This window comes from Yersinia enterocolitica subsp. enterocolitica, from assembly GCF_901472495.1.
Taxonomy (GTDB): domain Bacteria; phylum Pseudomonadota; class Gammaproteobacteria; order Enterobacterales; family Enterobacteriaceae; genus Yersinia; species Yersinia enterocolitica.
On sequence record NZ_LR590469.1, the window covers coordinates 331,441 to 344,397 of the forward strand.

A 12,957-nucleotide genomic window follows, 5' to 3' on the forward strand; every position below is an offset into this window, starting at 1 on the left:
AGTAAAGGGGTTACCGTACCTGGGGGCACTTCGGTGGCTTGCGCCGCTTGTATTTAAAGCTAATAGCGACCCCAATGGCACGATTCCCCTTCATTTGATTTTTTCAGCGGTCTGACTACTGACCATTTTTGGCAGCAAGGGTAGCAAACCAAGGTGAGTTGAAATCATCTGACTGACCCCAGCCAGGGATAATTTTACTCAAACCGGAAACATTAACTGGGCCAGGTTGGCTCACCAGCAGTGCTTGTGGAATAGAGGCTGCGCGGAATTCATAACTGGCAGGGGTCTCTTCACCGGCAATTTTCTTGGCGACCAGACGTAAGTTAACGGCACCAATAAGCTTAGGATCGACGGCAACGCTGACTTTCCAAGGGCTATTCGCTTCGCGCATCAACTGCAAATCCTGATTCGAGATATCAATGCTGTACAATTTGATCTCGGTACGGCCGTTTTCTTGCAAGGCTTTATAAGCACCTTGAGTAAAGGCATCCCAAGTCCCCCAAATTGCATCGATTTTTCCTTTTGGGTATTTCGCCAAGACTGCCCCCACTTTATTCGCGGTATCGCCTTGAACATCGGATGAAACAGCACCAATAGATTCCAGTTCGGTAATACCTGGGTTTTGTTTCAGCAGTGCTTGATAAGCGGCCTGGCGACGTTCCATCGGTGGGAATCCGGCTACCCAGAGTTTGATAATATTTGCTTTACCGTTGAAGTCCTTGACCAGCTGACCGAAGGATTCATTAGTCAGTGAAGCATCATCTTGTTGAGTGACGGTCAGACCGGGGATATCACCCTGAATGGCGGTATCAAATACAGACACGGCAATGCCGTTCGCCACAATGCGTTTTACCAGTTCAGTCGAGTAGGGGTCACGGCCCTGGGAAAGAATAATCCCGTCGTATTTCTGGCTGATAGCCTGATTAACAAAGTCCTGAAAACGCGCGTCATCGCCATTACTTAAGAAAGTATCGACTTTGAAACCCAGTTTTTTGCCTTCTTTCAATACACCAGATAGGAATTGAGTGGTGTTGTCGTCGGAACCTAAATTACGGATCACCGCAATTTTAATTTGCCCTTGATGCTTAGCAATGGCATCAGGAATAGGGGCTACCGTGGCGGTGTCCGCAGCGAATACTGGCAGTGCCGTCAACAGGCTCAGGGCCAGTAATGGGGAAGCAATTTTTTTCATCCGGAACTCCGTCATGGTGTTGATAAGTTATGCAATGTGTATGGTGCTATCATTCATTGTTATGGCTATCTTTGCGTCTAGATGTCTATCTGTCTCTGTGTAGCATCATAACCATAACTATTTTGATAAGGAATTAACTTTGTTATGAATTTTTGGCTCGCGTTATAACTTTTAGTTTGGACAGCTTAAATAAGCAGCAAAGTACCGGGGGAAGGTGAGTATAATGAGTGCAAATAGAGCTAATAACCTTTTGCTCTTAGTGGTTTGTCTCGGAGGAACTTTATAACCTTATATTTTTTGAGACAAATATTAGCGATAATATTTTATTTCGCTGCTTACTCAGTCCTGATATTCTAAATAGGATTGAGTCATAAGAATAAAATAATAGAGGTTAGCTACCATAACAAAAATGAATTTTCACCATTTTAAGTTTAATGATATTTAAAGGATTAAAGTCACCATGGTTAAAATTAGCAGCCTATATAAATCAAGAAAGGATAGCGCTGATATAACACAGCTGAATTTGAGTTATTGCATTAATAATCTCATATGTCGTTATATGTCTCGTAGTGAATGTCTTTTTTTATTTTTCCGCTACGCGCTGGTACTAATAACAATTATCTTTCTGGTCACTATTTTATTTCCAGACTTGATTGATGAAATTCTGGATTTTTCTGTTTCATCTTTTCTGGCAGTACTTTCATTGGTGCTTTTGCTACCTTGTTCATACCGTTTAGCTAGCCAAAGGTTAAGCCCATATTTATTAATATTTCACCTTCTTCCATTCGGTTTTTATTTCTCGCACAGCTTATTAGCATTATGTTTATCAGGTTTATTTTTGCTCTATTTTATTGCTATAAATATTTATGATATAAAACTGCCCACATGTGAACGTAGAAAACAGTTAGCTTCAGCCTTACCTAATGAGTATCCATTTGGGTTGGCACTGATTTGTTTTGGCTTATTATACCTAAGTTTTTTCCTAATTTTTGAATTGGATGATGCCATTATATCTCTGATGATATTGTCGTGGATTTTCTTTTTATTAGCCAAATGGCATTGGCCGGTTGTGGTATTAAATATAGTGGGTTCTGTCGGTGTGTTCTGGTTTTTTTCGTCAGGTTTCGTAGCAGTAAAACATCATAAGAATATTATTATTAATGCTCTCGTTAAAATTTCCTTGCTGGATAATATTTTATTCCTGATCTTCTCATTAAGTTTATTTATTAATATGCTGTTTTGGTTGGAAGCCTGGCAGCGGGAACGGCAATGCATGTCGATGGATCAGCAGCGATAACAGCAGGATTAATCTATTGGTTATAAAAAATGCCGGTCTGGTTGCTCCAAGACCGGCATTTTTGCGTGCTAGTATAGGATTACTTCACTTGCATACCTGGCTGAGCACCATTGTCAGGGCTGAGCAGGAAGATGTCCTTACCGCCAGGGCCAGCAGCCATCACCATGCCTTCAGAAATACCGAAGCGCATTTTGCGCGGAGCCAGATTTGCCACCATGACAGTGAGTCGACCTTCCAATACTTTAGGGTCAGGGTAAGCTGAGCGGATACCAGAGAAGACCTGACGGGTTTCACCGCCGAGATCCAATTTCAGTTTTAATAGTTTATCTGAGCCTTCGACAAAATCTGCTTCTTGAATCAGCGCGATGCGCATATCTACTTTAGCAAAATCATCAAAACTGATGGTTTCCTGAATGGGGTCATCGGCTAATGGGCCGGTTACCGCGACAGCTGCCGCCATATCTTCTTTAGAAGAAGCAACCATTTCGTTCACCTTATCCACATCAATGCGGTTAAACAGTGCTTTAAAGGCATTAATCTGATGGTCTAACAGGGGTTGTTCAATGCTATCCCAAGTTAATTCAGTATTGAGGAAAGCCTCAGTGCGTTCAGTCAGTGCGGGCAGCACCGGCTTGAGATAAGTCATCAGCACTCGGAACAGGTTGATACCCATAGAGCAAATAGCTTGCAAGTCGGCATCACGGCCTTCTTCTTTTGCCACTACCCAAGGTGCTTGTTCATCAACATAGCGGTTGGCGATATCGGCCAGAGCCATAATTTCACGAATTGCTTTGCTTGATTCACGGTTGCTATACGCATCGGCAATACTGGTTGCTGCATCGGTGAAGGTTTTATATAACGCAGGGTCAGCAAGGTGATCGGCTAACTTGCCAGCAAAACGCTTATTGATAAAACCTGCATTACGCGAGGCCAGATTAACCACTTTGTTGACGATATCGGCATTGACGCGCTGGACGAAATCTTCCAGATTCAAATCAATATCATCGATGCGAGAGGACAGCTTGGCGGCGTAGTAATAACGCAGACAATCGGCATCCAGATGTTTCAGGTAAGTGCCCGCTTTAATGAATGTGCCACGAGATTTCGACATTTTTGCGCCGTTTACCGTGACATAACCATGAACGAATAGGTTGGTTGGCTTACGGAAGTTACTGCCTTCCAACATCGCTGGCCAGAACAGGCTATGGAAGTAAACAATGTCCTTACCAATGAAATGATACAGATCGGCTTCAGAGTCTTTACGCCAGAACTCATCAAAATCTAAATCGCCACGCTTATCGCACAGGTTTTTGAAAGCACCCATATAGCCGATAGGTGCATCAAGCCAGACGTAGAAATATTTACCTGGCGCATCTGGTATTTCGAAACCAAAGTAAGGGGCATCACGGGAGATATCCCACTGTTGCAGGCCCGATTCAAACCATTCCTGCATTTTATTTGCAACTTGTTCTTGCAGTGCGCCGGAACGTGTCCAGGCTTGCAACATATCGCTAAATGCAGGTAAGTCGAAGAAGAAGTGCTCAGATTCGCGCATGACCGGCGTCGCGCCAGAAACCGCAGATTTGGGGTCGATAAGTTCAGTCGGGCTGTAGGTTGCGCCACAAACTTCACAGTTATCGCCATATTGATCCGGTGATTTACACTTGGGACAAGTGCCTTTGACAAAACGATCGGGCAGGAACATCCCTTTCTCAGGATCATAGAGCTGAGAAATAGTCCGATTCTTGATATAGCCATTCGCTTTTAGGCGGCTGTATATCAGGCTCGACAGTTCACGGTTTTCATCACTGTGGGTAGAGTGATAGTTATCATAACTGATAGCAAAACCGGCGAAATCTTGTTGGTGCTCCTGGCTCATCTCGGCAATCATCTGCTCCGGTTCGATACCCAGTTGCTGAGCTTTCAGCATTATTGGGGTGCCGTGGGCATCATCTGCACAGATAAAATGAACCTGGTTGCCGCGCATTCGCTGGAAACGGACCCAGATGTCTGCCTGGATGTGCTCGAGCATGTGACCGAGATGAATAGAACCGTTAGCGTATGGTAGCGCGCACGTCACCAATATTTTTTTCGCGACTTGAGCCATAGTGGGAAATTGCTTTCTTTATGTCGATTAAAGGGTCTTTGATGTTAACCGATATACTGGCTTGTCGCTAGGGTAAGGCGGCCTGCGAATGGCCTTAAGTCATAACAATGTTGTTTTAGACTGTTTTCAGCATATTTGGTTATTAACAATTCGGTTATGTGGGCTGAACCCGTTTTCTCTTTATTAGGCTCACACAGGTGTGACCGAGTTCTGGTACACTATTATTGTCTAATAACGATAAGTTCTGTTGGTTAATAACGATAAATTCAAGGAGCCGGGATGAGCCCAAAATCCCCCGAGCAGACCACCCCTGACCTGCTGCAATCACAAATTTCAAAGGTTCTTGCTGCCTTTACACACCCAACTTTGCAAAAAAGCCTGACTGAGCTGCGAGCTATTCATCACTGTGCCTTATTGGACAATGTGCTACATATCGAGCTGGTGATGCCTTTTGCCTGGCAGTTCGGTTTTGACCTATTAAAAGAGTCCGTCAGCGGAGAATTGCTGGCAGTGACGGGTGCCAAGGCCATTGACTGGAAGCTGTCTCATAATATCACCACACTGAAACGCGCCAATGATCAACCCGGAGTCAAAGGGGTGCGTAATATTGTGGCGGTCAGCTCCGGTAAAGGCGGGGTGGGGAAATCCAGTACCGCCGTGAACCTGGCACTGGCCTTGGCTGAAGAGGGCGCAAAAGTCGGTATTCTGGATGCTGATATCTATGGTCCTTCCATTCCAAATATGCTGGGCACCACAAATCAGCGGCCAACTTCCCCAGACGGTAAGCATATGGCACCGATCATGGCCCACGGTATTGCCACCAACTCGATTGGCTATTTGGTCACCGATGAGAATGCTATGGTGTGGCGTGGCCCGATGGCCAGCAAGGCCTTAATGCAGATGTTGCAAGACACCTTATGGCCGGATTTGGATTATTTAGTCATCGATATGCCGCCGGGTACCGGTGATATCCAATTGACACTGTCACAGAATATTCCGGTTACTGGTGCGTTGGTGGTGACCACGCCACAAGATATTGCCTTGATTGATGCCATGAAAGGTATCGTGATGTTTGAGAAGGTACATGTGCCAGTATTGGGTATTATTGAAAATATGAGCATGCATATTTGCAGTAATTGCGGCCATCTGGAGCCTATTTTTGGTACCGGTGGGGCAGAAAAATTGGCTCAGAAATATCATTGCAAATTGTTGGGGCAAATTCCGTTGCATATTTCACTACGCGAAGACCTCGATCGCGGCGAGCCAACGGTAGTTAGCCATCCTGACAGTGAGTTTGCTGATATCTATCGTCAACTGGCATCCAACGTTGCGGCACAGATGTATTGGCAGGGTGAAGCAATTCCGACGGAAATATCATTCCGCGCGGTGTAATAGCCATAACCCCTGCGGCGTCAAAGGCGCAGAGTCATACCCAAAGTCATTGGCGGTGCAGGTAGGCAGCAAGTGAGCAACAAATCGGTCGGGAATCGATTTGAACAGCATTTATGCTAGCCCGTAGGGTGAACCTCAAGGATGAGGTTCATTAATCCCGATGAGCTGACTCAGGTCAGTGATTCGGGTGAGTGAGCGCAGCTAACACCCCTGCGGCGTCAAAGGCGCAGGGTATTGTACTGGCATCAAACCCGTTAACTCCTTATAATTGCCGCGCTCAAAGCACATTGCGTGCTTTGTCTCCCTTCACACTTCGTAATCAGGTCTTTAATTTTATGACTGACAAAGCACACCAGTGCGTCATTATCGGGATAGCGGGTGCTTCAGCCTCCGGGAAAAGTCTTATCGCTAGTACGCTGTATCGTGAATTGCGTGAACAGGTCGGTGACCAACATATTGGCGTCATCCCTGAGGATGGTTATTACAAAGACCAGAGCCACCTATCAATGGAAGAGCGGGTCAAAACTAACTATGACCATCCCAGCGCTATGGATCACAATTTATTGCTCGAACATCTGCAATCGCTGAAAGCGGGCAAGCCGATTGAATTGCCGCTATACAGTTACACCGAGCACACACGTAAAAAAGAAACCGTCCATTTAGAACCGAAAAAAGTGATTATTTTGGAAGGGATCTTATTGTTGACTGATATTCGTCTGCGTCAGGAGATGAACTTCTCGATCTTTGTTGATACACCGCTGGACATCTGTTTGATGCGCCGAATGAAACGTGATGTCAATGAACGTGGCCGTTCTATGGATTCGGTGATGGCTCAATACCAGAAAACAGTGCGCCCAATGTTCCTGCAATTTATCGAGCCTTCTAAGCAATATGCTGACATTATCGTCCCACGCGGCGGTAAGAACCGCATTGCGATCGATATCCTTAAAGCAAAAATTAGCCAGTTCTTTGAGTGATGTTCGTCTGGACCTTTGCTTCTTAATATGGCAGCTTTCATAAAAAGTGAGCTGTAACATACGAATTTTGATGGAGATTTTAGCAATGAGACTGTGCGATCGTGACATAGAAGCCTGGCTGGATAGCGGTAAACTGGGGATTGATCCCCGCCCGCCAGTAGAACGAATTAATGGCGCCACAGTCGATGTCCGCTTAGGGAATAAATTCCGTGTCTTCCTCGGGCATACTGCGGGGTTTATTGACTTAAGTGGCCCGAAAGATGAAGTCAGCGCAGCGTTGGAACGGGTGATGAGTGATGAAATCATTCTGCCTGAAGGGGAAGCGTTCTTCCTACATCCGGGTGAGTTGGCGCTGGCGGTAACATTGGAATCCGTGACTATTCCCGATGATTTGGTCGGCTGGCTTGATGGACGCTCCTCATTGGCCCGTCTGGGGCTGATGGTGCATGTGACTGCCCACCGAATCGATCCCGGTTGGCAAGGCAGAATTGTACTGGAGTTCTATAATTCAGGTAAGTTGCCGTTGGCACTGCGCCCTGGCATGCTGATTGGCGCGCTGAGTTTTGAGCCACTTTCTGGCCCGGCAGCTCGTCCTTATAATAGTCGTCAGGATGCCAAGTATCGTGGTCAACAAGGTGCTGTAGCCAGTCGTATTGATAAAGACTAGCCATTTTTCTCGCTGATACTTTAGCCTGTTTGGACGTTTTAGCCTGATTAGACAAGAGGATGTCATGAGACGATTACTAACGACGTTAATTATCCTGCTGGTGGTATTGGTAGCTGGGATGAGCGCATTGGTATTGCTAGTAAATCCTAATGACTTCCGTGCTTACATGGTCAAACAGGTCGAAAGAAAAAGTGGTTATCACCTGCAACTGGAAGGTGATTTGCGGTGGCATGTTTGGCCGCAACTGAGCATTATTGCCGGCCGAATGGCCTTAACCGCGCCCGGTGCTGCTACACCGGTAGTTAGTGCTGAAAATATGCGCCTTGATGTAAAACTTTGGCCACTGTTGTCGCATCAACTTGATGTTAAACAGGTGATGCTAAAAGGCGCTGTTATTCGCTTAACTCCTGACAGCGAAGCACAACAGCAACCTGGAGCGCCGGTTGCGCCGACTGGTAATGCGCCGGTTGATGAGCAACGCGCGTGGAAGCTTGATATCAATAAGGTTCAGGTTGCCGACAGTCTGCTCATTTGGCAACGGACAGATAATGATCAAGTGAATGTTCGCGATATCAATCTTGAACTGCAACAAGATGCTCAGCGCCAAATACATGTCACGCTTGCCAGCCGTATTAATCGTAATCAGCGCGATGTCACTTTCTCTATGGTTGCTGATGTAGATATGAGTCATTATCCGCAGCAGTTCGGCGCGAATATCAGCCAGTTCAGCTATAAATTGGAAGGGGCGGATATTCCTGTTGGTGGCGTGAGCGGAGAGGGGGTGTTACAAGCCAGTTATCAACACGATATCCAGCAATTGCTGCTCAATGAACTCAGTTTCACGGCAAATAATAACCAGTTGACCGGGAGCGCCAAAGCGACTTTTGGCCCAGTTCCTGAATATGTTATTAATCTGGCGGCTGATAATCTCAACTTGGATGCTATCTTCGGTTGGAAACCCCAAAATACCGTCAGCACTGAAGACTCCGCCAAACCGGCGACGGTGACCGCGCCAGTAATTGCTATTCAAGCTGATGATGATGTCGGGCAGGACTTACAAGCATTACGTGATTTTACCGCGCAAGTTACACTCACCGCGAATAATTTGATTTATCGCGCAATAAAAGTCTCACAGCTCAATCTACAGGCATCAAACCAGCAAGGTGATGTCCTGATTAGCCGTTTGACGGGCAATGCATTGGGCGGTGATTTTTCGCTACCTGGTTCGCTGGATGTGACCGGTAAGAAGGTACTCGCCGCTATCAACCCAGTGATAAACCATATGGAATTAGGCCCGGTATTGGCAGCCGTGGGTTTACCACCGACGATGACCGGTAAATTCTCCATGAAAGCACAACTGTCGGGTGATGGCCTTGATGTGGAGGCATTCAACCACCGTTGGAAAGGTAACGCGCAGTTCAGTATGAATGATGCGAAGTTAGAGGGGCTGAACATTCAGCAACTTATTCAGCAGGCGGTCACACGCAGTTCCAATGATGTTAAAGGCCAAGACCGTTATGAGCGCTACACTGCGGTTAAACAACTGCAAGCCAATCTGGCCCTGAACCGAGGGAAGATGAATATCAGTAACCTCAGTGCCGATTCCGAATTGATTGCTATTAATGGTAAAGGGGAGCTCAACTTACCGGCTCAGCAATGCGATATGAATCTGTCAGTGCGAGTGATGCAAGGTTGGAGCGGGCAAGATAGCCTGGTCAAGATGCTACAAAACACGGATATTCCACTGCGTATCTATGGCCCCTGGACTCAACTGAGTTATCAACTGAATGTTGAGCAGCTTTTACGCAGTGAATTACAACAGCGGGCCAAAAAAGCACTCAATGACTGGGCAGAACGTAATCAGCAGAGCCGTGGAAGTCAAGATCTTAAAAAGCTTATTGATAAGCTTTAATACGGCATCACCTCCGATAGTAATAAGCATATCGGGGGTGATAGTCTCTCTTTGTTATTTTCCTGTTGTTGAATTGTTCGCCAATATCGCCGGTCTAAATATAAAATCCTCTCTCCTGCTCACAAACTAATATTTGTTTCTAAAATCTCTGTGAATTATTGATAGATGTCATAAACTCGCCGATGGACTTTGGGCAGAGTGCAGGGCTATTTCTGCGTTTTAACAATAATAATGACTGATACCTAAAGTCATCGGCATGCCGCTGGTTACGATGTTATGCCGAAAGCAAAGGGTATTTAGCGACAAACGAGTATTCGGCGAGAGAGGGTATATGTTAGATCTTTTGATTGGGGTTGTAGTGGCCATCGGTGTCGGCCGTTATATTATTAAAGGCTACTCAGCCACCGGCGTACTGATGGTCGGCGGATTACTGCTATTAATTATCAGCGCCCTGATGGGCAAAAACGTCTTACCTGCCAGTGCAACATCAACAGGTTGGCGGGCGACGGATATTGTCGAGTACGTCAAAATCTTGCTGATGAGCCGTGGTGGCGATCTTGGCATGATGATCATGATGTTATGTGGTTTTGCTGCCTATATGACCCACATTGGCGCGAATGATGTGGTGGTCAAGATTGCATCCAAACCACTACAAATGATCAACTCACCCTATTTATTGATGGTCGCAGCTTATATTGTGGCCTGTTTGATGTCTTTGGCTGTGTCATCGGCAACTGGGTTGGGTGTATTGTTGATGGCGACATTGTTCCCAGTGATGGTTAACGTTGGCATCAGTCGGGGTGCTGCGGCTGCAATCTGTGCATCACCTGCGGCTATCATTCTGGCACCAACCTCTGGTGACGTCGTGTTAGCCGCAAAAGCCTCTGAAATGCCACTGGTCGATTTTGCCTTTAAAACCACATTACCGATCTCCATTGCTGCGATTGTCTGCATGGCCATCGCTCACTTTTTCTGGCAGCGCTATCTGGATAATAAAAGCCAGGAAAAGCATGAAATGATGGATGTTAATGACATCACCACCAATGCCCCGAGCTTTTACGCTATTTTGCCCTTTACACCCATTATCGGTGTGCTGATCTTTGACGGTAAATGGGGGCCAGAACTACACATCATCACGGTATTGGTTATCTGTATGCTGATTGCCGCAGTGATTGAGTTCTTGCGTAGCTTCAATGCGAAGACGGTATTTACCGGCCTTGAAGTGGCGTACCGAGGGATGGCAGATGCATTTGCCACTGTGGTGATGCTGTTAGTTGCCGCAGGGGTATTTGCGCAGGGATTGAGTACTGTTGGTTTTATCAGCGGTCTGATTGGATTAGCGCAATCATTTGGTACCGGCGGCATTATTATGATGCTGGTGCTGGTCACCATCACTATGCTGGCGGCCATGACAACCGGTTCAGGTAATGCACCGTTTTATGCATTTGTTGAATTGATTCCCAAACTTGCTGCGCAAATGGGGATTAATCCAGCCTATCTGGTGATCCCAATGCTACAAGCTTCAAATCTGGGCCGCACACTATCCCCGGTTTCGGGCGTGGTGGTTGCGGTAGCAGGCATGGCAAAAATTTCACCTTTTGAAGTGGTAAAACGTACCTCAGTACCGGTGCTGGTTGGGCTGGTAGTGGTCATTGTTGCCACGGAAATCTTGGTTCCTGTACATTTATAATCTCTGACAGCAATAAAAAAGCCGGGTGGCAATAAGCGACCCGGCTCTACTCTTCATCATTCACTCGGCCTGATATTTTATACTGCCAGTGCATTACACCTCATAATCAGGGTCTGGCACCTTCAGTGGTGTTATCTTCACTTTTAAGATACGGTGGCTGCTCACTTCAATTGGCTCAAATAGATAGTCGCCAATTTTCAGCTGTTCACCGACTTTAGGTATCCGCTGGGTATACTCCATCAACAATCCGGCCAATGTATGATATTCACGTTTATCATCAATCGGCAGTGGCAGATAGAGCACCAAATCTTCCAACGGCATATAGCCATTCGCTACCCAGCAGCCATCATCAGTTTGCTGAATGTCATGACGGGCATCTAGCTCTTCACCTGCTACAGGCAGATTACCTGCAATAGTTTCCATCACATCGGTCAGGGTCACGACCCCTTCAATAGAGCCAAATTCATCTACCACAAAGGCAAAATGGGTTTGCGCCTGACGGAATTGCTCCAAGGCCATCAACAGCGAAACCTGTTCAGGGAAGATTAATGGTTGGCGAATCAGGGCCCGCAAATCGAGTTTTTCGTTCGCTAATTGCTGCTTCAATAAATCAATGACGTGAATGACACCCAGAGGTTCATCTGTTGAACTATCTTCAGTCACCACAATTCGGGTATGCAGATTTTTCGTCAGTAACTGAGTCAGTTTCTCGGGTGGATCATTCAAATCGAGATACTCTACATCATGGCGAGACGTCATGATGCTGCTGACTGTCCGTTGCGCCAGCCCTAATACCCGCTCAATCATCCGGCGTTCTTGCTCGTTGAACACCTCTTGGCCCACACTGGTATTATCAGCAATCAAATTAGCGGTATGGTTATCCAATTCCGCTTCTTCGTGCTTGCCACTGAGCATTCGCAGAACTGCTTCTGCTGTCCTCTCCCGTAATGGGCGCACGGTCGACAGGAAGCGGCGGCGGTTAAATTGGGCAAACTGATTCAGTGACTCAATAATGACTGAGAAACCAATGGCGGCATACAGATAACCTTTCGGAATATGGTAGCCAAAGCCTTCAGCCACTAAACTAAAGCCGATCATCAGTAAGAAACTCAAGCACAGAATGACAATCGTGGGGTGTGCGTTTACAAAGCGAGTTAATGATTTACTGGCTAACAGCATCAGACCGATGGCGATACAAACCGCCGCCATCATTACCGCGAGGTGATCGACCATGCCAACGGCGGTAATCACCGAATCGAGAGAGAAAATAGCATCCAACACCACAATCTGTGCAACAACCGGCCAGAACCGTGCGCCTTTGCGCTGCTGATTTTGCTGGTGATCCTTGCCCTCAAGCCGCTCATTAAGCTCCATAGTGGCTTTGAAGAGCAGGAATACCCCGCCGATCAACATGATTAAGTCACGCGCACTGAACGGATGGTTAGAGATCGTGACTAATGGCGCGGTGAGTGTTGCCAACCATGAGATACTTGCCAATAACACCAGACGCATGACGAGTGCGCACAGCAACCCCGTGACTCTGGCCTTATCTCGTAGATGACGTGGCAGCTTCTCCGCCAAAATGGCAATAAATATTAGGTTATCTATACCTAACACAATTTCGAGCACAACCAGCGTTGCCAGCCCCGCCCAAATCGTAGGATCTGCGATCCATTCCATATAGCTAACTTCACCTTTTATTTCTACGGCTTATGCCACTAAA

Annotated in this window: 9 protein-coding genes; 6 read left to right on the forward strand and 3 right to left on the reverse strand. The window is 46.5% G+C overall.

Going from position 1 to position 12,957, the window contains the following annotated elements:
* Positions 1-115: 115 nt before the first annotated feature.
* Entirely contained in the window at positions 116-1,192 is a 1,077-nt protein-coding gene (locus FGL26_RS01610; protein WP_005168309.1) for a sugar ABC transporter substrate-binding protein, read from the reverse strand.
* A 460-nt stretch (positions 1,193-1,652) separates the two neighbouring features.
* Here FGL26_RS01610 and FGL26_RS01615 point away from each other — a divergent pair, with 460 nt between their 5' ends.
* On the forward strand, positions 1,653-2,489 hold the full coding sequence (locus FGL26_RS01615; protein WP_005168314.1) for a hypothetical protein: 837 nt from the start codon (positions 1,653-1,655) through the stop codon (positions 2,487-2,489).
* Positions 2,490-2,568: 79 nt separating this feature from the next.
* On the opposite strand, the gene metG is transcribed toward FGL26_RS01615, so the two are convergent.
* On the reverse strand, positions 2,569-4,596 hold the full coding sequence (metG, locus tag FGL26_RS01620) for a methionine--tRNA ligase (protein WP_005168315.1): 2,028 nt from the start codon (positions 4,594-4,596) through the stop codon (positions 2,569-2,571).
* Positions 4,597-4,875: 279 nt separating this feature from the next.
* Between metG and apbC the strand changes: the two genes are divergently transcribed.
* From apbC to dcuC, 5 genes are all read left to right on the forward strand, one after another.
* Complete coding sequence (gene apbC / locus FGL26_RS01625) at positions 4,876-5,988, forward strand: iron-sulfur cluster carrier protein ApbC (RefSeq protein ID WP_005168318.1); 1,113 nt, start codon at positions 4,876-4,878, stop codon at positions 5,986-5,988.
* Between the two features lie 335 nt (positions 5,989-6,323).
* Positions 6,324-6,965, forward strand: a complete 642-nt coding sequence (gene udk / locus FGL26_RS01630) for a uridine kinase (RefSeq protein ID WP_005162352.1) — start codon at positions 6,324-6,326, stop codon at positions 6,963-6,965.
* Positions 6,966-7,050: 85 nt separating this feature from the next.
* Positions 7,051-7,632: a dCTP deaminase gene (gene dcd / locus FGL26_RS01635; RefSeq protein ID WP_005168320.1), complete on the forward strand. Its 582-nt coding sequence runs from the start codon at positions 7,051-7,053 to the stop codon at positions 7,630-7,632.
* Positions 7,633-7,696: 64 nt separating this feature from the next.
* A complete protein-coding gene (asmA, locus tag FGL26_RS01640) occupies positions 7,697-9,544 on the forward strand; it encodes an outer membrane assembly protein AsmA (protein ID WP_005168321.1) in 1,848 nt (615 codons plus the stop codon).
* Positions 9,545-9,875: 331 nt separating this feature from the next.
* Positions 9,876-11,234 (forward strand): anaerobic C4-dicarboxylate transporter DcuC, encoded by a 1,359-nt coding sequence (dcuC, locus tag FGL26_RS01645; RefSeq protein WP_005162366.1) that lies wholly within the window; start codon positions 9,876-9,878, stop codon positions 11,232-11,234.
* Between the two features lie 93 nt (positions 11,235-11,327).
* Here the strand turns inward: dcuC and FGL26_RS01650 are convergent, their stop codons facing one another.
* The gene (locus FGL26_RS01650; protein WP_005168322.1) at positions 11,328-12,914 is read right to left on the reverse strand and encodes a TerC family protein; all 1,587 of its coding nucleotides are present in this window, start codon (positions 12,912-12,914) and stop codon (positions 11,328-11,330) included.
* Positions 12,915-12,957: the final 43 nt, after the last annotated feature.

Bases quoted from the DNA above. Each gene is read 5' to 3' on its own strand.
- asmA (WP_005168321.1), top strand. From the start codon at position 7,697: ATGAGACGATTACTAACGACGTTAATTATCCTGCTGGTGGTATTGGTA.
- udk (WP_005162352.1), top strand. From the start codon at position 6,324: ATGACTGACAAAGCACACCAGTGCGTCATTATCGGGATAGCGGGTGCT.
- dcd (WP_005168320.1), top strand. From the start codon at position 7,051: ATGAGACTGTGCGATCGTGACATAGAAGCCTGGCTGGATAGCGGTAAA.
- FGL26_RS01615 (WP_005168314.1), top strand. From the start codon at position 1,653: ATGGTTAAAATTAGCAGCCTATATAAATCAAGAAAGGATAGCGCTGAT.
- FGL26_RS01610 (WP_005168309.1), bottom strand. From the start codon at position 1,192: ATGAAAAAAATTGCTTCCCCATTACTGGCCCTGAGCCTGTTGACGGCA.
- FGL26_RS01650 (WP_005168322.1), bottom strand. From the start codon at position 12,914: ATGGAATGGATCGCAGATCCTACGATTTGGGCGGGGCTGGCAACGCTG.
- dcuC (WP_005162366.1), top strand. From the start codon at position 9,876: ATGTTAGATCTTTTGATTGGGGTTGTAGTGGCCATCGGTGTCGGCCGT.
- metG (WP_005168315.1), bottom strand. From the start codon at position 4,596: ATGGCTCAAGTCGCGAAAAAAATATTGGTGACGTGCGCGCTACCATAC.
- apbC (WP_005168318.1), top strand. From the start codon at position 4,876: ATGAGCCCAAAATCCCCCGAGCAGACCACCCCTGACCTGCTGCAATCA.